The sequence below is a fragment of the Peribacillus huizhouensis genome (genome assembly GCF_014138605.1).
Taxonomy (GTDB): domain Bacteria; phylum Bacillota; class Bacilli; order Bacillales; family DSM-1321; genus Peribacillus; species Peribacillus huizhouensis.
Window position 1 is genome coordinate 154,587 of sequence record NZ_JACJHX010000009.1, and the last position, 22,678, is coordinate 177,264.

Below are 22,678 nucleotides of genomic sequence, written 5' to 3' on the forward strand. Positions count from 1 at the left end.
TGATTACGCCCCCTCATGCGGTTTTAATAGCCCTAAATAAAGGATTCCGTCTTTTTCCTGCGTTTCATAAACATCAAGCGGTTTGATCGGTGGAGTACCTGGTACGTTTACCCCGTCTTTTGTATATCTACCCATGTGACAAGGGCAGAAAAATTGTTCCGGATGTTCTTTGTCTGTATTCCAGGCAACAGTACATCCTAAATGCTTACATACAGGTGATAAAGCAACGATTTTACCATCATCTGCTTTATATACCCATGCCGTATTCGTCACCTGAGACTCATACCAACCATCGATTTGATCGAATGTGTAATCAACTCGGATTGGTTCCGCTGTCAATTCCGAAACTTTCTGACTTGTTGCTACATACCCCCCCGATGCACTCGCTTTTAACACTGGATCAATCGCGAATCGAACCATTGGCATTAATATTCCTGCAGCCATGAAACCGCCTACACCTGTAAGAGTGTAATTAAGGAATTGACGTCGTGAAACATTACGCTTACTCATGCTTTTCCCCCCCTCTATTACTATTCTGAACCAATTAACCAATAAATAGCAACACTATAAAACTAGGACATTACAATGATATCTCAATATTCCGTCAAGGTCAATATATGATGGTCCTAAATGATGGCAACAATGTGGTATATTACCTATGTAACCAATGCTATTTATTCCAGCTTTGGGTAAGCATATCAATAATTTGGCGCACTTGATCATTCATCATCTGCCTTGCTTGACCTTCTTCCAAATATTCGAGCCCAATTGCGGGTATCCATAAAAGTGTACCTGGAAGCTTATCTTCATATCTTTTCCACTCACTGTCCGATGTAATCCAAAAAATATGTTTGAATTCCGCTTCCGCCAATTTTACTTTCCAAATATCTATAAGACCCGCTTTCTCTTGACCTTCTGACCAGTATGTTAACGCTGGCATTAATAGAAGTCTTCCTTTCAATTGCTTCTCTACTTCCATCGTTAAAATTGTCATAAATTCATGCATGGATGAAAATTGTTTCATCTGCGCTCCGAATGTAATCGGATTCATAGGAATGATTAAACTGTCGACATATTCCTTCGACTCTTCATACATCCCAGTTTCTTTAAAAGTCCATTTCAACTTACTCACTCCTTACAATTATCAATCAACTCCTTATTATTTTATCATGATTAAGTCTTGTTTCATATATCATTACCAGTAATCCTTCTTTTTAACAAAATATTCATTAATTAGATTTTGATATAAATTTGACTTTAGAACATCTAATCCTATCTTGGCATATTTAAACTGTCTCGAATTATAAATGATGGCATGCTCGAAATCTCACATCAGCCGGAGTTGGTAATTATCATATTACACAATCCCAATTTAAAGTTTTTAGCGTTTTCAAAGAAAAATAGGCTGTCCCATATTAAAAAGGCCAGACCACACAACTTCTATATCTCGTCTATCAGCGTGTACTTGACACAATAAACGATATATAGATTGTAAGGTCAGGCCCTTTTTTTAGAGAACTTCTTTCTTTTTAGTTGAAGGCTATGTTATACATAATTGATGCTAAAAAGGATTTAAACTAATTAGTGTGGAAAGTGATTTCACATGTCCCTCAATTAACTTGAAAAGTTATTTTAAATAGCTAAACACAATTAATGATAAACATAACTTAATTGAAACATCGCATTACAGCTTATTCAGTTCTTCTGTTAAAGAATAAAAAGATTCTTTATCATTTTGGTCTAGTGCCTTATCGATCGCTTTCAAGATCCGCTCTTTCTGGAATGTCGCCAACGAATTTTCTAGAAACCTCTCTGCCATGAGTTTATCTCTCTCATTACTTCCTGTACTTTTTGGCATAAATGGATTTTCTTCTAAAACCGCAGCATAGTGGTAGGATGAGTAAGCTGATTTAAAATTTAATTGGATATAGATATCTTCATCCCGATTCAGGCGAATATCATGAAACGACTTCTCTGCGTCAGTTGTCATGATATTGGATTTATAAAATCGGAATGGTGCCTCATCCACACAATGCGTTGACATAATTAAACCTCGTGGGCAATATTGAGCACTTTCCACAAAATGAACCTTTTTCATTAATTGATCATGGCTCATTAAATAATTTAAAATCCATACACATTCCCTGCGCTTCAACTGATAATGATTTAAGAACCAGCGAATAAAGTCTTTCTTTTCGTTAACAGATACAGGGGCTGCCACCATAAGTTCCCTCCTCTGTACAGATATTGTATCAATCAGCATCCTATACCTATTTTATTCCTCAGCTAATCGATCCAAAATCAGCACATATTCATCATTTGCCGGATCCAGCTCGAGAAGCTTATTAAATATTTCTCTAGAGGTAGCTCTGTCTCCTTCTTCAATTAAAAAGAATCCGTAATCTTCTAAAAAATCTTGGTTATTTGCAAAAAATTCATACGACTTTTTGAAACTTGCTAATGCTTCATTATAACGTTCGTTTTTTTGTAGACTCACAGCAAGCATCCATTCAAATTGCGGATCATCCTCACCATATTTCCTAACGCTTTCAATTGTTTCAATAATATCCTCATACTTCTCTTCATGCATCAACAACTTAATTAATGTAAGTGTGGCCTCTAAATAACCCGGATCAATGGCAAGAGCTTCTCTGAAAAACAATTCTGCCTCATCAGTCAGATTTTTTTTCAATGCAATTTTACCCCCGAAAAGATTCAGCTCTTTGTTAAATTCATCCTTATGAATCCCCTCCCTTACCGTTTCTAAGGCTTCATCCAGACGTTCAAGACTTTCATAAGACTTGGCCAGATACAAATATAGGGAATGATACTCTGGGTCTAATTCTTTGAGCTCAGTAAATCTTTGAATTGCCGTTTCGAACATTTGTGCTTGGTAGGCAGTTAATGCATATTCAAATAATGTGTTGATTTCGAGTTTGTCTTCCAACGCCTTCTCAAAAAAAGGAATGGCTTCTTCAAACTCACCCAAATTACTTAAAGACTGTGCTAGGCGCTGGTTAATATTAACCCCACCAATTTCCTTCTGCTGCATAAGCACCTCTTTGAACTTCCCTATAGCAGCATGATCCTTCCCTTGCTGGTAATACAGTTCTCCTAAAGCATAATCAATTAATGGTTCTGTCGGTAGCAGTTCCTTTGCTTGTTTAAGCTTTTGTTCACTGACCTCATCCATTCCCTGCATTTGATATAAATCCGCTAAAAGGAGCAGGGCACTCGGATACATGTCATCTGACTCGCTTATTTTTTCAAGCAGCAGGAATGCCTCTTCTTCTCGGTCCATATCAACGAGAATTTCAGCGAGTGTAACGAGTAGCTCTCCTTCATTAGGGAACAGCTTAAGTAAATGTTCGTATAAATCCTTTGCTTGCTCCATAAAACCTAGTTGTAATAATTCCTCCGCTAAAAGGAGCATCTCTTCAATTGCTTCAGATGATTTTATTCGATTTATATGTAGAAATGCTTCTTCTAATTCGCCTTTTTTTAGATTACTGAGCACTTTTTCAATTGTGTTCATAATTAAGATTTCCCCCTGCAAACAATTTCTTCAAATTAAAAATCCAGGAATCTTGATTTTTATTTCAGATCCTTCTGTCTCGGAAAGGGATATTCTTGTCCCTGCCCTAACAACCTTTCCTTTTAACATGGTGACAATCAGTTTATCATATTCCCCTTCAGAAATTCCATTGAAGTCACTTGCAATGTGCGAAGAGTGGAATAGGTTATAACTTAATTCTCCATTATTACGTAAATATCCTTTAATCGGGTACAGACCTATTTTTTTTAATGTCTGGTTTGCAATTGGAGCACCTTCAATAAGCGACTCTTTACTATGTGAAAGTTTAGCATTGATCATAATTTTACTCCAAATTTCTTTTGCTTTTTCAATTGCAGTTTCTAATCTGAATATGGGGATAAAAGTTGGATTGAATGGAAATGAATATTGACGGATCCAGCTCCACGGAAGCTTCGTTAATTCATCTAAATCCGTAATTTCTACAAATACAGCGGGGATCCGTTCTTTTTTACAACGTTGCATTAGCTTAGGGGATACTATTTTTTGGGAAACTTTGATTGCAAGTAGATAATCAAGAGGTGAGACTTTCATAAGTTTGCGTATTTCTTCTAGACGAGAAGTGAGACGATATTCATAGGCAATCGTTACAGGAATCAAAATCACCCCAATTCCTTTTAACACATGCTGTTCATAAAGTGAAAGTTTTGCGGGCAAATTTAACTCATTAAAGACTGTCGTTGTAATAGGGCTCATTATAAAATTATCAAGATTTTGTTTCATCATACGCAATTGATTGACGGAGTTATGAATAGAATCTACTTTATTTCCTTTCACTACAATAGACTTGATGGATATTTCGTCATTTTGAAACAGCTTTACATGATCCATGATATAATTCGACATGCAACCCCTCCCAAGTCTTGTCTTATGATCAGCTTATGAATAGGAGGCTAGAGTTATGTTCGTTGAAATAAAGATGGGTTTAAAAAAAGATGATTCACCCCAATTTTATGACCTTCTTCATTTTGAAGGCCTATTAGGTTGAATCATCACGATTACTTATTTTGTCCAGCATGAACGGACAGTCAAGCCCCCAACTTTAACCTTAGAGGAATCGCAGAAGCATAGATAGTGAAACTTGCCATAAAAGCCGATTGAAAAAGGTACAGTAAAATTCACCTTTTTGGTTTTCAAAGGTAAGTTTGCGCCCACAGGTTGTCGGTCACACAGACGAAAGACGCAGCGTACATAGTCTGTATTCTTTGAACCCTTGTTCATAGTGTCGCTTTACCTACGCTTCTCGGAGGTATTTACGACACTAGAACTGGACTAACAATTAGCACTGGATGTAAAGCACTACACTAATTGAAGTTTTACTTTATTAGTGCTGATAAATGGTCAAAAAACTGTGGATATGAAACTTCAATCGCTTTTGAATCAGTGAGGATTATTTCTTCACTTGCAATTAAACCTGCGATAGCGAGCATCATGCCAATGCGGTGGTCTCCATGACTCGAAACTTGACCACCATGTAAAGGTGTACCTCCTTTAATAACTAAGCCGTCTTCCGTTGGCTTGATTTCAGCTCCAAGTCGAGATAGCTCGTCTGCAACTGTATCAATTCTGTTCGTTTCTTTTACTTTTAATTCGGCCGCGTCCTTAATTACAGTTGTTCCTTCAGCATTAATCGCTAACAGTGTAATAACAGGAATTTCATCGATCAAACGTGGGATTAAATCACCTTCAATCGTAATAGCGTTAAGCTTAGATGATCGTACTGTGATATGACCATACGGCTCTCCATTTTCATTTACACGTTCAATCTCGATATCTGCACCCATTCTTTCTAGCACATCAATAATTCCGGTACGGGTAGGATTTAAGCCTACGTTTAATAGCTTCACTTCACTATTAGGTGTAATAGCAGCGGCCACCATGAAAAAGGCTGCAGAAGATATATCGCCAGGAACATAAATCGAAGTGCCTTGAAATCTTTGACCGCCTTCAACGCTTATCTCATTTCCCTTTCTCTCCACCTTACCGCCAAACTGAACAATCATTCTTTCAGTGTGATCACGTGTTTTTTCAGGTTCAACAATGATTGTCGTTCCATCTGCTTGAAGGCCAGCTAAAAGGATTGCAGACTTCACCTGGGCGCTTGCTACTGGTAGCTCATATCTAATTCCTTTAAGTTTACTACCGTTAACTGAAAGTGGCGTAAATTCTCCATTATTTCTCCCTTCAATATCTGCCCCCATTTGTTTCAAGGGATTCACCACTCGAGTCATGGGCCGCTTCCCAATTGAATCATCGCCAATTAACTCAGCCTGAAATGACTGACCTGCCAATATCCCTAGCATTAGTCGAATCGTTGTACCGGAATTACCAACATCAAGCACTTCGTTTGGTGCTTTTAATCCTGAAAAACCTTTACCGGTTACTTCAACTTTGTCACCATGCTGTTGAATGCTAACACCTAATTTAGAAAAGCAATCGATCGTACTAATACAATCGGCACCAGGGAGAAAGTTTTCAATTTTGGTAACCCCTTCGGCCAAAGCCCCAAACATGATCGAGCGATGTGAAATGGATTTATCCCCAGGTATAGAAATGGTTCCTTTAAGCGAAGCAATGTTTGTTTGTAAAGTTTGTGTATCCATCAATAGGTCTCCTTTGTAATTATTTGACATTAGACAAGAATCGTATCAAAACTAGTATATTTTTTTATACATGCAGCTGCTTTTGTTCGGTCAGTATCTGTTTGGAAGCTAACGACCAAGACACCAAAAATATCTCCCCTTGTTTCGAGAATACGAATATTGGTAATACTTATCTCTTCTTTCGCAAAATATCCTGTAATTTCTGAAATTACACCTGGGTAGTCTGGAACATCAATATATAAGTCATAATAAGCGGGGATCGCCCCTTTTCCATGGACAGGGAGCTCATCGCGAAACTCTTTGGCTTCCTGGAAAAATTGATAAATTCCTACACGATCGGCAGCAGCGATCAAGTCTTTCACTTGAACCATTTCATCGATCCAGTTATCCATTAATTCAATTAATACGGTTTTATTATGAAGAAGAATATCCCGCCACATTTCCGGACTGCTTGACGCGATTCTAGTGATATCCCTGAATCCCCCTGCCGCTAAACGTGAAACTAGCGGATTTCTCTCACTGTAATGTTCTGCTTGTTTGACAAGCCCTGAAGCAATAATATGTGGAAAATGACTGATAACTCCTGTTAATAAATCGTGGTTTTCCGGTGTTACTAGTAAGAAGTTTGCTTTTGTACCTTTTAACCAGATCTTGAGCCTATTAATATCCGCATCAAGAATCTCCTCCGTCGGTGTTAATAAATAAAAGGCATTCTCGAATAATTGAAGCTTGGCAGCTCCAGCACCACTTTTATGGGAACCGGCCATCGGATGTCCCCCAATAAATGTAATTCCCATATCAAGCAGTTTTTTTGCCGCTTTTGTAACCGAACCTTTAGTGCTACCAGCATCGGTCACAATACAGTCCTGTTTCAAATTCATATTTGCCAATTCAGCAATAATACGCTCCGTTTCATTGACGGGAACGGCGAGAATTATTAGGTCAGCTTCTTGTACGCCCATTTCAATTGATGGGGTCATTTCATCAATAATTCCCAAAATCTTTGCCAAATGAGCGTTGTTATCATCACGGTCATAACCAATAATATTTACTTCCGGATGTTCATGTTTAATTGCCATCGAAAGCGATCCACCTATTAAACCAAGCCCGATAACACATACATTTCCGTTCATTCATACCACCTGCTTCATTCTTTAAAATCCAATCTTCCATTTCAAAAAGCATGTTATAAAAAAGGTGAGCCTTACCATCTTTTCGTTATGGCACAGTGCCCACCTTTTCTATTCATTCATGTCAATTATTCGCTTAATTATTCTTGCCTAGAACGGCTGCTTGTGAGGCAGTAAATTCTTTTAGAACAGCAATCATACCCTCATTTTGTTCTTGCGTGCCGACTGTAATTCTCAGACAAGTAGGGAAACCAAGGAATTTTCCAGAACGTACGATAAAACCGCGCTCTAATAAATGTTGGAAAAGTAGGTCAGCATCCACTTTAAAATCAATTAATATGAAATTCCCTTGTGGTGGGTAAAAAGATAAGTTTTCGGATTCACAAAAGCTTATATATTGAGCAAGACCTTTGCGATTTTCTTTGCTACAGTGCAAAATAAAGTCTTGATCAGAAAGAGCGGCAATTGCAGCGGCTTGACCTAATGTGTTTGCGTTGAAAGGTTGTCTTGCAGGATCTAACTTCTGTATGATATCTTCATCTGCTATACCATAACCAATCCTCATACTCGCTATTCCGTACGCCTTTGAAAATGTACGTAAAATGATTAAGTTTTTGTATATACTTGGCCATGCATTCGTCTTCGGATAATCTTCTGCCACAACATATTCTGCATATGCTTCATCCAAGACAACAAGAACATCTCCAGGAACTTTCTCAATGAATTCACGAAGCTGCTTTTCACCAATATATGTACCTGTTGGGTTATTTGGTGTACACAGCCATACAACTGCCGTATTTTCGTCAATTGCACTAAGCATGCCTTCTAAATCGTGATCCCCGTTTATTAAAGGAATTTCACGAATTTCAGCATGTTCCAAGACAGCGTTATGCTTGTATTGGGAGAATGTAGGTGTTGCCATTACTGTATTCTTTCCTTCACTTAACAAACTCCTTGAAATGATTTGAATATTTTCATCTGAACCATTCCCGAAAATCAGCTGTGTTTCGTTAACGCCTGTGTGTTTAGCCACTGCTTCTCTAAGCGCAGTCGCATAGCCATCCGGATATATTGCTAATGATGAAGCGAATTCCGACAATACTTGTTTTACTCTTTTGGAACAACCAAATGGATTTTCATTAGAAGCAAGCTTCACAATTTCATCCAGACCATATTCTCTTCTTACTGCATCAGTTGATTTTCCCGGTTGATATGGTTTTAATGATAATACCGATTGATTCCATTTCATAATCTTACACCTCATTTTTTTATATAGAAATTCTTATGCCTCCGTTTATATGAGCATATTAATTCTTTAAATCAGGACGTAATGCAATAGCTTCACCATGGTATACGTGCTCAATTTCTTGCTGCGATTTATCAGTATTTAGATGCAACATTATTCTAATACAGTATGGAAGCGATCCTTCAACTGGTATTTCCTGCATGCAAACAACTGGAACGTATTTCCACCCTTCAATATTTCTAAGCGCTTTTGACGGAAAAGTTGACTGCAACTCCTTTGTAACCGATACGAAAACGGACGCTACTTTTTCAGGATGAATCTCATTTTTCTGAATCATTTCAGTTAGAAGTGTTTCCACTGCTACTATAATTTCTTTTTCTTCATCGTGTAGAACTGTCGTAGCTCCCCTAACCCCTCTTATCATGGTCGTTCACTCCTCAGTTGTTTATTTTTCTGTTTATTCTTTATATCATCTCTTCAATCTGCTTCATAATGTGGCCGTCTTCGATTTCTACTAATACTGGAGATCCTACCTCGTTTAACAATACAAATGTTATCGTATCGGAAATCGTTTTTTTATCTTTTTTCATTTTCTGAATTAATGATGCATGATCCAGCTGCTTAGGAATGAAGGTTTTGTAGCCTAATGATTGGACCCATTCCGTAAATTCGACTACATCAAAGTCTAATCTCACACGGTGTTGACTGAGTTTCAAAGCGTACACACAGCCAATTAAAACAGCTTCACCATGCGTGAAATTTCCGTAACCTAGTAATCCTTCCACAGCATGGCCTAATGTATGCCCGAAATTCAAATAAGCTCGTACTCCAGTTTCCTTCTCATCTTCTTGGACAATCGATGCTTTAATTTCAATGCCTCTTTTGATCATATAAAGATATTGTTCATCTGTGATTGCCGTTAAATCTTGAATTTCAGAAATTAGCCATTTGTAAAAATCCAGATCTTGAATCAGTGCGTGTTTAATGACCTCTGCGAAACCTGATCGAATTTCCTTCTCTGGTAACGTATGTAAAAAAGATAATTCATAAAAAACAGCTTCCGGCTGATAAAAAGCACCAATCATATTCTTTCCTTCAGGATGATTGATCGCAACTTTGCCACCAACTGCGCTATCATGAGCAAGCAATGTCGTAGGAAGTTGGATAAACGGAATCCCTCTCATAAATGTCGCTGCAACGAATCCAGCAACATCACCGACAGCTCCGCCACCCAACGCTAGTATCATCGATTTTCTATTTAACCCATTCGCAAGCGCAAAGCTTTGGCATTGATAAAAGACATCAAATGTCTTAGCATGTTCTCCTTCAGGAACAATATATTCCAATACTTGTTTTCCTGTTTTTTCTACCAATTCCTTCACTGTATGCAAATGAATGCTTGCTACTTTTTCATCACTGATAATCAATATTTTCGTAATATCCGAATAATTTTTTTCTATAAAAAATGGTAGTTGCTCAATTACTTGTGTTCCTAAAAAAACAGGGTACTGCTTGGATGGTGTTTTGATGTCAATCGATTCCATCATTAAAACTCCTTTACTTCTTGTCGGTATCGCTCGATATATTCAGATAATTGACTAAAACGATCCGAAGGGAACTGCTCTACAATTGCACATGCTAATTCCCATGCGACTGCAGCTTCTGCAACTACAGCAGCTGCCGGAACTGCACAGCTGTCCGAACGCTCAACACTTGCCTCAAACTCTTGTTTAGTATCAATATCCACACTTTTTAATGGTTTATATAATGTTGGTATTGGCTTCATAACACCACGTACGACAATCGGCATTCCGGTTGTCATTCCGCCTTCAAAACCACCTAAACGATTTGTTTTTCTATAATATCCATGTTCTGAATCCCATGCGATCTCATCGTGAACCTGACTGCCAAATAGGTGAGCTGCTTCAAAGCCAATTCCGATTTCTGCACCTTTAAAGGCATTAATGCTTACGATTGCTCCAGCTAATTTAGCATCCAATTTACGATCGTAATGAACGTAGCTGCCAACCCCTGCAGGCATTCCTTCGACAATTACTTCGACTATTCCACCAATAGAATCGCCATTTTTCTTAGCTTGATCAATAGCATCCATCATGCTTTGTTCCACTTCTTTATCCAAACAGCGAACTGGGGATTCTTCTGTGATTTGCTGTAATTCTTTGACTGAAGAATACGGAGTTGGTTTTGCTTTAATTCCACCAATTTCAAGCACATGTGAGGCAACTTCAATCCCTAGCAAAGAAAGAAGTTTTTTGGCAACTGCTCCCGCGGCCACTCTGACTGTCGTTTCTCTTGCTGATGATCGCTCGAGAACATTCCGCAGATCTCTATGACCATATTTAATCCCACCATTTAAATCTGCATGTCCTGGCCGTGGTCTTGTAATTTTTCGTTTGACCTCATCCGCTTCTTCTGCAGAAATAGGTTCGCTACCCATAATTTTTGTCCAATGCTTCCAATCATTATTTTCAACAATTAGAGCTACTGGAGAACCAAGTGTATTGCCATGTCTGATTCCAGATGCGATAAATGCTTCATCTTTTTCAATTTGCATTCTTCTGCCGCGACCATGACCTTTTTGTCGACGAGCTAATTCATTATTAATATCTTCGGCTGTAATCGGCATTCCTGCTGGAAGTCCTTCAATAATTGTCGTTAATTGTGGACCATGCGATTCGCCTGCTGTTAAATATCTCATTTTCTCTGCCCCCATTTAAACCGTTAAAGGATTTTGATTTAAGTAACAATATACCACAATTTTATGAAAAATGGGAATTTGATTTCTAGAAAAATAAAGATGTTTTTCTCATCATCATTTTTCTATCTTTTTTCAGCCTATTCTACTGGCCAAATGAATTCTAAAAAAATCTTTTGAGTGAGTATCCAAAAGAACCTGCCCCTTTACTTATGAGGCATCATCCCCTCATCTACAAATTAATTATATGAATAGAATATTATGGCCGATGTTAAAATCAGGCCCTTTTATGAACAACCTCTTATTCATAATTAATAGAGATACATTTTTTTATTATAGTTCAAAATAATTTTAAAATAACAGTAACTTTATCCCGCATAAACGGGCAGTGAGACCCCAACTCAAAGGTTAGAGATATCGAAGAAGCGTAGGTGGGAGTTAACTGCCCGTAGAAGCCCGATTGGTGAGATACAGTGAAACTTACTGCTGTGATCTTCAGTGGTATAGTTGAGGCCCACAGGATGTTGGGTCACACAGACGTTGCCGCAGGACGCAGCGCACTTAGTCTGTGATTCAGTGAACCGGGTACGTACTGTCCGCTTGATCGAGGCGAAAGCGAAGATCTGAGCGACAGTAGTAGGGGACTAACAATCAGTGGGGGATGAAGAAAACCCCCACTGAATAAAATTTCACTTTATATTTTCTTATAAAAGAAAGTATCTTCCGCCTCAAAGTCATATTGGTTTGCGTTAAAAATCTGTTCTGTACTTCCAACGAAGAACACACCGTCGGTTTTTAATGCTTGACTAAACTTTGTGTATAGAAGATGTTTAGCTTCTTCAGTAAAGTAAATTAACACGTTTCGACAGATAATTAAATCATAGTTTTTGTCGAATGGTTCAGATAATAAATTGTGTTTTTTATATGTAACTGTTTTCTTAATTTCATCCGCTATATGATAAAAATTTCCTTCTTTAATGAAAAATTTCTTTTTCACCTCGGCAGGCACTTCATTTAATGAACGCTCCGGATAGATTCCAAGCTTCGCTCGTGCAAGGACGTTTTCATCAATATCAGTGGCATATATTTTTATCTGATGTAGAGGTAGAAAAGAAGATAGCACCATTGCAATCGTATATGGTTCTTCTCCGGTCGAACAGGCGGCACTCCATATTTTCAGTTTTTGATTAGCAGTAAGCAACCGAGGTAAAATTTTCTCTGCTAACACTTCCCAACGCTTTGCGTTGCGATAAAATTCCGATACATTAATCGTCATCCGATCAAGGAACTCTTCTCGTTGCTTTGTGTCTTGTTGTATTGCTTGAAAATATGCATCGAATGAACGATACCCCTTTTTTTCATAAAGGGAAGTCAAACGCCGTTTCATTTGCGCTTCTTTATATAAAGATAAATCTATCCCAGTTAGTTTTCTTACCTTTAAAATAAATTGTTCGTATTCCTGTACCATTATTAACGACTCCCCGTAACATTTAAATATTTTTTATCCGCATTAACGGGCAGTAAGACCTCCACATCAAGGCTTAGAGGAATCAAAGAAGTGCGTGGGGGACATCTGCCTAATCTAGTTGCGGCTCCTAGCCCTACTTAAGGTCATAAGCTGTAATACTCTGGGGCAAACCACGCCACCCAGTATTCCATTTTTATGCTGTCGGACTATCACAGGATGTGATGGCGTCTACGTTGCCCACAGGATATGGGTCACACAGACGAAAGACTAAAAGGACGCGGCGTACTTAGACTGCGATTCATTGTATAGGTTCTTACTGTCGATTGATCGAAGCGTAAGCGAAGATCTTAGCGACAGTAGAACTGGACTAACAATCAGCCTGGGGATGAAGAAAAATCCCAACTATTTGATGTTTTACTTTATACAATCTCTTATTCTTATCGGAAAAGAATGGTACTTTTCAACCTGATTCTAATAATTAAATGGTCACTGCCATCATGTTGTTCTCTAATACTTTACTCTGACTAGTTGGTGAAATTTAAAAGTGGGATTACAGTAAGTCAAACTAATAGTTAAAAAGCCTAGATGAAGAGTGAATACACTCATCATCTAGGCTTTTCGAATACTTATTTTGCAAAGAATTAATAAACCCACTCATTGATTACTTTATTGCTAGCTACCAATTCTTCATCTTTGAAGAATAATGCTACTTCACGTTCTGCACTTTCTAATGAGTCAGAACCATGAATAATATTCTTACCAACCGTCATTGCAAAATCACCGCGGATTGTCGCAACTGCTGCATCTTTAGGATTTGTCGTACCCATCATTTGACGCGCTGCTGCAATGACGTTTTCACCTTCCCAAACCATTGCAAAGACAGGACCTGAAGTAATGAAATCTACAAGTTCACCAAAAAAAGGACGCTCTTTATGTTCGCCATAATGCTGTTCGGCAAGCTCTTGAGTGACTACCATCAGTTTAGCACCAACTAGTTGAAAACCCTTTCTTTCAAAGCGGCTAACAATTTCACCAATTAAACTGCGTTGTACCCCATCTGGCTTAACCATTAAAAATGTTTGTTCCATTTCTCCCACTCCCACTATGTATCATCTGTTTGTCTGTCTATCCATCGAAATATTATCACTTTTCCAATAATATAGCAACTATTTTTTGCAAACGCATACATTTTTTTAGAAAAATAAGTCCTATTAAAAAAAGATGTACGGAGTTACAGATAACTCTCTCTTTTCTAATTCCTGTACAATTAGAAAAGAGAAGGCTCATTGAAGTAGGTATTTGTCTTTTTTAATAGCTGAGTTAGATCATCCACTATGGGAATCATCCTCCCCCAGCTTAATATGTAATTATTAGAATTTCCGCTTGCCGATATTTTTCGCAATTTGGGATAAAGTTTTTCTCGCCTGGTTAGAAGGAAGTCCTTCAAGCTCAGCAAATGCTTTTTTTAGATACATATTGCTTACTTCTGCTGCTTTTTCAATCGAACCTGAAGCTTTTATCGCTTTAATAATGATATTCATTTCTTCTTTTGAAATAGATTCATGGACCGTTTCGATTAACATTCTAAGTTTTGGATCTTCCCTTGCAATTAGTACAGGTAATGTAATATTGCCCTGGCGAAGATCTCCACCTGCAGGCTTGCCTAATTCTGCTTCAGAACCAGTGAAATCTAGAATATCATCTGTGATTTGATAAGACATACCAACATAGTATCCGAACTTATAAAGCTTCAGGCACACTTCTTTATCAGCACTGGAAGCAATTGCACCTAATTGACAACTTGAAGCAATTAATAAAGCCGTTTTTCGTTTAATTCGTCTGAAATAAGTTCGCCAATTTTGTTCAAAATTAAACTTATCTTTAATTTGTTCAATTTCCCCTAAGCATAGTTCAACCATTGTCTTAGCAAGGATTTGATGAGCAGACGGATTATTTATATTAGACATGACTTCAAGTGCACGTGCAAAAATGTAGTCGCCTGTATACATGGCGACACGATTATCCCATTTTGATTTTATTGTAGCCGAACCTCTTCGTAAATCTGCATCATCTACAACATCATCATGGACAAGCGATGCTGTATGAATAAGCTCAAGAGCTACTGCTACATGTTTAATAACATGAATATCATAATTGCCAAATTTAGAAGCCAATAATACAAAGACTGGGCGAATGCGTTTCCCTCCAGATTGAAGTAAGTGCAGTGATGCTTGTCTAAGTACAGGGGAATCCGCCTGGATAGCAGCTTCCAATTCTTTCTCAATTAATTGAAGATCCGTATTCAAAAAAGAATACAACATTTTAAATTTCATACATTCCACCCAGCTTTGTAGTCACTAACCCTTTCTATTGTTCAAGCTTGTAGCCAAAATGTGTGGCAGCTACTCCACCAGTATGTGCTTTATAGCTCACTTTAGCGAAACCAGCCTGACTAAACATTCTTTCAAGCTCTTTCATTCCTGGAAAATCACGGGCCGAGTCTTGAAGCCAAGAATATTCTTTAAAGCTTTTTGCAAATATTTTCCCAAACATTGGCATAATAAAACGAAAATAAAAATTAAAGCCTTGTTTGAATCCAAACATTGTCGGGTGTGACGTCTCAAGACAAACCGCCATTCCCCCAGGTTTCAAAACACGATGCATTTCTCTTAGTACTTGCATATAATCAGGAACATTACGAAGGCCAAAACCGATTGTCACATAGTCAAAGGTATTGTCTTCAAACGGTAACTCCATGGCATTTCCGTGAAGAAGTGTAATTTGCTTGATATTTTTTACTTTTTCTTCTCCGATTTTCAACATATTTTTGCTAAAATCGAGACCAATTACTTCCCCTTCACTACCTGTCTCCTCAGCCAAAGCAATGGTCCAGTCTGCAGTTCCACAGCATATATCCAATGCCTTAGAACCTCGTTTTACATTCATATGATCCATCGTAACTTTACGCCACTTGATATGTTGTTTAAAACTAATGACAGAATTCATCTTGTCATAGTTCCCATATATTTTTTCAAAAACATGGTGAACTTTTTGTTCTTTAGTTTGTTCCATGTTCACCCTTCTTCCACAAATGTATTTGTATGGGCGGCTGTTTCTTCGAGAATATGATGAATTCGATCGTTAACTGATTTATTTAGGGAACTAAACAGCTGGACTGTTCGTTCTACAGACTGATGCACTTGTAAAATATGCTGATCAATTATATCGACGATCCGCTTTGATTCTCCACCAGGATTGGTAGGTAGAGGATTATTGTGTGTGTCTATTGACTGAATCGCTCTAACTACGATAGATTCACCACTCTCTAGATAGTTCAACTTCTCTGAATGAAGCCTTTTTAACAAAAGTAACGCTCCTGAAATTTCTTTCCAAAAAGGCATATTTAAATAATCAGCAACTTTACCAATTAAAGAAGATTCAATGACTTGTATGCTTCTCATTAATTCAGCTTCATTAGTAATCGTTTTTTGATAAAGCATAATTTTATGTTCATTTATTTCTTTAATGGCATTCGATATAATACTGATTAATTGAATATTATTCGAATTAGCCAACAATTGATAATAGAGACCACTATAATAGTCACCCGCAAGCACTGTTAACTGACGATCCTTAAGCATTCTGCCGTTTTTGCTATTATCATTTTCATTTGTATTCGTTACTAATTCATGTGTATCCAAAGCACTTTGAACAAGCAATGTAGCCAAAATATACGTATTTCGTTCTTGTTTCTGAATCTCAAGCTCATTAAACATTCCCCAAAGCAAGAGTATTTTATCAAAATCGATATTAGGCTTATCAAGATACTTAAGCAAGTACGGATGATAAGCTGTTGACTCGGTAGATTCTTTCAGTTCAATCAAAAGATCGTCTATGTTTAACAATTGAGATCACCCTTGTATCCCGTAAGATAATATTGACGTTCTATTCCAATTTTGACTCGGTTTAGAAACACAAATTATTATAACATAAAAATAATCGGAAATATCCTTGTACGCCTTATTTTTATTACAATACTCGTAAATTTAGTTTATAAAATTTCTAAAATCAAGCTATCGTAGTATACGAGCTGTTTTAGAATGAAGCTCTTTCATGTAATGTGTAAACGAGCTTTATTTATCCCGCATTAACGGGCAGTCAAGACCTCACCTCAGGGTTTAGAGGAGTCGAAGAAACGAAGATGGTGAAACTTGGCGTAAAAGCCCGATTGGTAAGATACGTGTAACTCAGCTTCGTGGTTTTCCACGGTATAGTTCCAGGCCCACAAGATCTGGATCTCACAGACGTTGCCCAAGACCCAGCATACATAGTCTGAGTTCTCTTTGAATCAGGTTCTTAGTGTAGCATTACCTAAGCTGCGCGGAGGTATTAGCGACAATAGAACGGGACTACCAATCAATGGGGATGAAGTCCCCACTGATTTAAGTTTCGCTTTATCCTTTTTTCGATTCGCTCTCGATTTCGCCGTATGGCGTATAAACCATCGCATGACCTCTGATCTTTATCGCTGAAGTATGTTCAGTAAACTGAGCAATCATCACTTCTCCTGCATCGAGCTTTTCAGAATGGTGAAATTTCGTATCTGATCCTCTCGTTAATCCAATTACATTAACACTATCTTCAATTGCTTTTATTACAATGTAATCTTTAAACGTTTTCTCGTCCATACTATTCCCTGCCTCATTTTATCAATTTTTAATAAACGATAATACCTCTGCTCTTGTACTGTGGTTTTCAGCAAACACACCTCTTACTGCAGACGTAACTGTCATGGCGCCAGGGTTCTTCACTCCGCGCATCGTCATACACATATGCTCTGCCTCCAAAATAACCATCACACCATGCGGGTCCAATTTCTCCATAATTGAACTTGCAATTGTAGAAGTAATTCGCTCTTGAAGCTGAGGACGTTTTGAAATCGTTTCTACTGCTCGTGCTAGTTTACTCAAACCGGTCACTTTTCCATTCTTCGGAATATAAGCTACGTGTGCCTTACCGTAGAAGGGGACAAGATGATGCTCACATACTGAATAAAATGGGATATCCTTCACTAAAACAAGCTCTTCATGATCTTCTCCAAAAACCGTTTCGAAATACTCTTTTGGGTCCTGGTTTAGCCCTGCAAATATCTCTTCATACATTCTTGCCACACGTTTCGGTGTATCCAACAATCCTTCTCGCTCAGGATCTTCACCAACCGCTTCTAAAATCATCCTTACTGCTTCTTCAATTTTTGCATGGTTCACTTTTGTCATTTCTTTTCCTCCAAAGATTCAGTAATATCCATTCTATGTATGTCATTATATTTCATTTTTCGTATTATTAAATTTGTGAAAAGATAACTTAAGATAAGCACAACTTCTTCAATTGTAACATACTCGGAAAAAAATAGGCAAAAGAGGATGTCCCAAAGTGCCTGATCCAGAACTCACCACACAGTTAATAGTGTTACGTACACTTTATGTAAACTGTATAGTAGTTTCAGGGTCTGACCCTTTACTTATGGGACATCCTCTCTTCTTATGCTCAAATACCGTTATGTAATTACTTAACAGCGTCTTTAAGAGCTTTACCAGGTTTAAACGCTGGTACTTTGCTTGCTGCGATTTCGATTTCTTCGCCAGTTTGTGGGTTGCGCCCTTTACGAGCAGCTCGCTCACGAACTTCAAAGTTACCAAATCCGATTAGTTGTACTTTATCTCCACTTTTCAAAGCGTCTAAGATTGTATCAAAAACAGCATCAACAGCTTTCGTAGCGTCTTTCTTTGAAAGCTCACCTGTTTCAGCAACTGCGTTAATCAATTCCGTTTTGTTCATGCCATTCACCTCCTCCCAAAAGGATCTTTATAAAAAATCATTATTACAAACTATAATAGTGATTTGTTACCTAGTTGAAAAATTCACACTTTTGATGTTCTTCTTAAGAATACCTCGAGGAATTCCGGATGGATTTGCAGCTCACCGGAACGTTCAGAAAAGGTCCCTAAACCTGCAAGAATGGCTTTGCAATGCGTTTTCTTAATGTAGATTATCACAAATCCTATTCAGATAGCAAGGAATTTCATAAAATAATGGGAATCTTTTCATGAGAATATGCATATAGTATAAATTTGCCTGCTTATCATTCATCATTTCCCTTATTTACCCATAATAAACACCGAATGTGTTGCCAGAGTAAGGTTCGCATAGAACTAGCTTTTCATACTCTACTTCATCCTAGAAAAATATGCAAATAAAAAGTATGCTTTTTAATTCGTGCAACTCTATGACCATTTCCCGAAAGCAAAAATACGAACTACGGCGTTTTTAATTCAAAGCTATGCTAAAGCTCATTGTTGATTTTGGCAGTATGTTGATTGGAGCGTAAGACGTGAGACTCTTGCGGGGGAAGCGAGTCAAAGGCAGACCCCACAGGTGAACAGCGCCGAGGAAAGTAGAACACCTTTGGTTTCAATCAACAAGCAAGTAACAGAGCCTAATTCAAAAAAAGAGGTATCCCAAAAGCAAAAGAAGGGGCTGACCCCGCAATAACTAAATACAGTATAAGATAGTGTATGAAACACTACATACTGATTTAGAATGCGAGGTCAGACCCTTAAATGACATCCTCTTTTCCATTTTATAAAATAATCGCAATAAGACCTCCAGAGCCTTCATTAATGATGCGCTCCAACGTTTCCTTCAGTTTATACCTCGCATTTTCAGGCATGAGTGAAAGTTTGGCTTGTATCCCTTCTCGTACAATCGAGCTTAAATTTCTGCCGAATATTTCCGAATTCCAGATTGACATTGGATTGTCCTCAAAATCCTGCATTAAATAGCGAACAAGTTCTTCACTCTGCTTTTCCGTGCCGATGATTGGCGCAAATTCTGATTCAACATCTACTTTTATCATATGAATTGATGGAGCTACTGCTTTAAGCCGTACCCCAAATCGAGAACCTTGACGGATAATTTCCGGTTCATCTATGCTCATGTCGTGTAAGGAAGGGGCTGCCACACCATACCCCGTTTGCTTCACCATTTTTAACGCATCTGAGACTTGATCATATTCTGCTTTAGCGTGTGCGAAATCTTGCATCAGTGCGAGTAAATGATCTTTCCCGCGGATTTCAACACCGACAATCTCTTTTAGAATATCATCATATAATTCATCAGGAGCGTATAAATCAATTTCTGCTATCCCCTGGCCCATTTCAATTCCCGCTAGACTTGCTCGATCAATAAATTCGAATTCATTAAAGTGACCGACGACACGATCCACATCCCTAAGCCTTTTGATATCTTTAACCGTTTCTCTTACAGCTTCTTGATAACTTTCTCTTAGCCAATGGTTTTCATTTAAAACCATTACCCAACTTGGTAAATTCACATTTACTTCAAGTACTGGAAATTCGTATAACGCTTCACGCAAAACGCTGAGTACATCAGCTTCTCTCATACCTTCAACACTCATCGTCAATACGGGAATATCATATTTTTCTTGGAGATTTTCCCTTAAAATTGCAGTGTCAGGATGATGTGGCTGTACAGAATTAATAATCATTATAAACGGTTTACCAACTTCTTTAAGCTCTTCAATTACTCGTTCCTCGGCTTCAATATAATCACTGCGAGGAATTTCTCCAATGGAACCATCCGTAGTAACGACTACACCTAATGTAGAGTGGTCTTGAATCACTTTTCTTGTACCGATTTCAGCTGCTTCATGGAACGGAATCGGTTCTTCATACCAAGGTGTGTGAATCATTCGGGGACCATTTTCATCTTCATATCCTTTTGCTCCTGGTACTGTATAGCCAACACAATCGACAAGCCGAATATTTACATCAAGACCTTCTGTAACATGAATGGACGCGGCTTGATTGGGAACAAATTTCGGCTCTGTCGTCATGATTGTTTTTCCTGCTGCGCTTTGTGGAAGCTCATCCTGTGCTCGTGCTCGATCTGCTTCAGTTGCGATATTAGGGATCACCACAAGCTCCATGAACTTCTTAATAAATGTAGACTTTCCTGTCCTTACTGCACCGACGACACCTAAATATATATCTCCGCCGGTACGTTCAGCAATATCTTTAAAAATGTTTACCTTTTCCAAGGTATCCCCTCCTGAATTCAAGTCTTTGGGATAAACTTCATCCGGTTTTATTTCTAGGACAATATAAATGTATGATGTTGTCCTAAAAGAATATACCTGTTTTTTTACTCTATAAGGGCAGGCATTTATGTTTATGGATAATAGAGGAAAATAAAATAACCCTTCCCCTACAATATATTTTGCAGGGAAAGGGTTATGACTATTTTGTCAAGAAAATTGGAACCTTTGATTTTGCATCATAAGTATAAGGCAATGAAAAAGCAGGGACAAATTCACTATTTTTCACTAAAAGACCACGGATATCATCACCAGGCTTATAAATTACTTCATCAGCTTGTAAGACGTCGTATAAATCAGGCGTATAATCAACAAACAGCTCGCCATTTGTATCGATAACGATTTGAAGCGGTTTGTGACTATATGGGCTTGTTACTGTAGGCGCTTCCTTCATACCTAGTTCTTTATAATTCAGCGTATACACATAGTCGGAAATTCTCTCACCGAATGGCGGATATCCATTGCTTTGACGATAAAGGGTTATCCTTATCATTAAATCTTGAATTTGTTGAGCCATACGAACATCTATTAATTTTACAGTCGGGTCTTCTTCCACATCGACTAGAACATATTGGAACACACCTCCTGCTTCATAGGAGTTACCCGGTGCTTCAGCCATATATCTTGGAGCTATTTTCTTAAAATCAATTACGTATTTCTGATAAATAGGCGTATCATTCTCTTTTGTTAAAATCGGCAAAACCGCTTGCTCACTTTGAAACTGATCTACTGCACTTTGCACGGACTGGATTTGCGCTTTATATGGGGTCTGATTTTCTACTTTTTTTTCTGCTGGATATAAGCATCCTGATAATAGAAGGGGTATGGTACAAATAGTTATGAATTTTTTTATCGATTTCATGTTGGTCCCCTCTTTAATTAGTCGGTCCACTGACAACTACTATAAAAATAATCAGACCGGCCAAAACCATTAGTATGTATGCAATAATTGCGGTTAATATGCGCCATATCCCCTTTAATTTATAGCGGCTAAAATAAATAGAAAAAATGGAGATTGCCATAAATCCCATGGCAACAAACGAAATCCACATTTTCTGCAGTGCTGGTGTCATTATTTATCCTCTCCTTTTTCCGAATCATTATATCATGAATTTCCAGCATTGGGAGGAAATTAACGATTCCTTTAGAATTATTTGAAAATGTATAAATCTATAGTCAATGCCATACCTTACAAGTTACTTTAATTAATTGAAACAATCGATATTTACTTATGGCTTAGAACCAAAAGTATTTTGCAAACATATTATTTTTCTATCGCTTAACAGGTAGTAAGACCCACCACCTCATGCTTTATGAGGGACATAGAAAAAGGTGGAGGTCTTACTGCCCATAAAGGTCCGATTGGAGAGGAAAGTGAAACTTACCGATAATTACACAGAGGTCAAGTTTGCGCCCATTGAAAGTGGGTCACACAGATGTAAGACTAAAGGACGGGGCGTACAAAGTCTGTGATTCATTGAAGCAGGATTCTTATTATAGATTGTTCCAAGCGAAAGCGAAGATCTTAGCGACAGTAGAACAGGACTAACCATCAGTGAGGGATGAAGCAACCCCTACTGATTTGAAGTTTCACTTTATTGATATTAAAGAAAAAATGCGTGAATTTTATTTCCAATCTGAAACTAACATAAAACAAGGCTGTTTTCACATACTTTGTTGCTTTTCAATCATTTTTACACTAATAACCCGGGTTGATTTCCGTTGCAGGTACTCGCTTTCCGCGGGC

The 22,678-nt window shown here is 37.9% G+C and carries 22 protein-coding genes; all 22 read right to left on the minus strand.

What is annotated here, in order from left to right; genetic code table 11:
- Positions 1 to 3: 3 nt before the first annotated feature.
- The 22 genes from HNP81_RS14895 to HNP81_RS15000 all read right to left on the minus strand — a co-directional run bounded on the left by HNP81_RS14895 (position 4) and on the right by HNP81_RS15000 (position 22,004).
- Positions 4 to 510, minus strand: coding sequence for a QcrA and Rieske domain-containing protein (locus HNP81_RS14895; RefSeq protein ID WP_028391542.1), 507 nt, complete (start codon positions 508 to 510; stop codon positions 4 to 6).
- 160 nt (positions 511 to 670) lie between these two features.
- On the minus strand, positions 671 to 1,123 hold the full coding sequence (locus tag HNP81_RS14900; RefSeq protein WP_182503151.1) for a YpiF family protein: 453 nt from the start codon (positions 1,121 to 1,123) through the stop codon (positions 671 to 673).
- Positions 1,124 to 1,684: 561 nt separating this feature from the next.
- Positions 1,685 to 2,221 (minus strand): ReoY family proteolytic degradation factor, encoded by a 537-nt coding sequence (locus tag HNP81_RS14905; protein WP_028391544.1) that lies wholly within the window; start codon positions 2,219 to 2,221, stop codon positions 1,685 to 1,687.
- 54 nt (positions 2,222 to 2,275) lie between these two features.
- Positions 2,276 to 3,535 carry a tetratricopeptide repeat protein gene (locus HNP81_RS14910; RefSeq protein WP_028391545.1) on the minus strand — a complete coding sequence of 420 codons (1,260 nt, stop codon included), beginning with the start codon at positions 3,533 to 3,535 and terminating at the stop codon, positions 2,276 to 2,278.
- Positions 3,536 to 3,565: 30 nt separating this feature from the next.
- The gene (locus HNP81_RS14915) at positions 3,566 to 4,438 is read right to left on the minus strand and encodes a hypothetical protein (RefSeq protein WP_182503152.1); all 873 of its coding nucleotides are present in this window, start codon (positions 4,436 to 4,438) and stop codon (positions 3,566 to 3,568) included.
- A 470-nt stretch (positions 4,439 to 4,908) separates the two neighbouring features.
- Complete coding sequence (aroA, locus tag HNP81_RS14920) at positions 4,909 to 6,195, minus strand: 3-phosphoshikimate 1-carboxyvinyltransferase (protein ID WP_182503153.1); 1,287 nt, start codon at positions 6,193 to 6,195, stop codon at positions 4,909 to 4,911.
- Positions 6,196 to 6,224: 29 nt separating this feature from the next.
- On the minus strand, positions 6,225 to 7,328 hold the full coding sequence (locus HNP81_RS14925) for a prephenate dehydrogenase (protein WP_182503154.1): 1,104 nt from the start codon (positions 7,326 to 7,328) through the stop codon (positions 6,225 to 6,227).
- A 133-nt stretch (positions 7,329 to 7,461) separates the two neighbouring features.
- Complete coding sequence (gene hisC, locus HNP81_RS14930) at positions 7,462 to 8,574, minus strand: histidinol-phosphate transaminase (RefSeq protein WP_028391549.1); 1,113 nt, start codon at positions 8,572 to 8,574, stop codon at positions 7,462 to 7,464.
- A 58-nt stretch (positions 8,575 to 8,632) separates the two neighbouring features.
- Positions 8,633 to 8,995: a chorismate mutase gene (gene aroH / locus HNP81_RS14935; protein WP_028391550.1), complete on the minus strand. Its 363-nt coding sequence runs from the start codon at positions 8,993 to 8,995 to the stop codon at positions 8,633 to 8,635.
- A gap of 40 nt (positions 8,996 to 9,035) precedes the next feature.
- Positions 9,036 to 10,118: a 3-dehydroquinate synthase gene (gene aroB / locus HNP81_RS14940; RefSeq protein ID WP_312859690.1), complete on the minus strand. Its 1,083-nt coding sequence runs from the start codon at positions 10,116 to 10,118 to the stop codon at positions 9,036 to 9,038.
- Complete coding sequence (aroC, locus tag HNP81_RS14945; protein WP_182503155.1) at positions 10,118 to 11,290, minus strand: chorismate synthase; 1,173 nt, start codon at positions 11,288 to 11,290, stop codon at positions 10,118 to 10,120. Before aroC ends, aroB begins: the two co-directional genes overlap by 1 nt.
- Positions 11,291 to 11,981: 691 nt before the next feature.
- Positions 11,982 to 12,755 (minus strand): CheR family methyltransferase, encoded by a 774-nt coding sequence (locus HNP81_RS14950; protein WP_182503156.1) that lies wholly within the window; start codon positions 12,753 to 12,755, stop codon positions 11,982 to 11,984.
- A 641-nt stretch (positions 12,756 to 13,396) separates the two neighbouring features.
- Complete coding sequence (gene ndk, locus HNP81_RS14955) at positions 13,397 to 13,843, minus strand: nucleoside-diphosphate kinase (protein WP_028391554.1); 447 nt, start codon at positions 13,841 to 13,843, stop codon at positions 13,397 to 13,399.
- A gap of 282 nt (positions 13,844 to 14,125) precedes the next feature.
- Positions 14,126 to 15,088, minus strand: a complete 963-nt coding sequence (gene hepT / locus HNP81_RS14960; protein WP_028391555.1) for a heptaprenyl diphosphate synthase component II — start codon at positions 15,086 to 15,088, stop codon at positions 14,126 to 14,128.
- Positions 15,089 to 15,122: 34 nt separating this feature from the next.
- Entirely contained in the window at positions 15,123 to 15,827 is a 705-nt protein-coding gene (locus tag HNP81_RS14965; protein ID WP_028391556.1) for a demethylmenaquinone methyltransferase, read from the minus strand.
- Between the two features lie 2 nt (positions 15,828 to 15,829).
- Complete coding sequence (locus HNP81_RS14970; RefSeq protein WP_182503157.1) at positions 15,830 to 16,660, minus strand: heptaprenyl diphosphate synthase component 1; 831 nt, start codon at positions 16,658 to 16,660, stop codon at positions 15,830 to 15,832.
- Positions 16,661 to 17,209: 549 nt separating this feature from the next.
- Complete coding sequence (gene mtrB / locus HNP81_RS14975) at positions 17,210 to 17,443, minus strand: trp RNA-binding attenuation protein MtrB (RefSeq protein WP_028391558.1); 234 nt, start codon at positions 17,441 to 17,443, stop codon at positions 17,210 to 17,212.
- A 21-nt stretch (positions 17,444 to 17,464) separates the two neighbouring features.
- Complete coding sequence (gene folE / locus HNP81_RS14980) at positions 17,465 to 18,031, minus strand: GTP cyclohydrolase I FolE (RefSeq protein ID WP_182503158.1); 567 nt, start codon at positions 18,029 to 18,031, stop codon at positions 17,465 to 17,467.
- 289 nt (positions 18,032 to 18,320) lie between these two features.
- Positions 18,321 to 18,593 carry a non-specific DNA-binding protein Hbs gene (gene hbs, locus HNP81_RS14985; RefSeq protein ID WP_028391560.1) on the minus strand — a complete coding sequence of 91 codons (273 nt, stop codon included), beginning with the start codon at positions 18,591 to 18,593 and terminating at the stop codon, positions 18,321 to 18,323.
- A gap of 802 nt (positions 18,594 to 19,395) precedes the next feature.
- Positions 19,396 to 20,874 (minus strand): stage IV sporulation protein A, encoded by a 1,479-nt coding sequence (gene spoIVA / locus HNP81_RS14990; protein ID WP_182503159.1) that lies wholly within the window; start codon positions 20,872 to 20,874, stop codon positions 19,396 to 19,398.
- A gap of 199 nt (positions 20,875 to 21,073) precedes the next feature.
- Positions 21,074 to 21,793: a YphF family lipoprotein gene (locus tag HNP81_RS14995; protein WP_182503160.1), complete on the minus strand. Its 720-nt coding sequence runs from the start codon at positions 21,791 to 21,793 to the stop codon at positions 21,074 to 21,076.
- Positions 21,794 to 21,806: 13 nt separating this feature from the next.
- Complete coding sequence (locus HNP81_RS15000) at positions 21,807 to 22,004, minus strand: DUF2768 domain-containing protein (RefSeq protein ID WP_028391563.1); 198 nt, start codon at positions 22,002 to 22,004, stop codon at positions 21,807 to 21,809.
- Between the last annotated feature and the right edge of the window lie 674 nt (positions 22,005 to 22,678).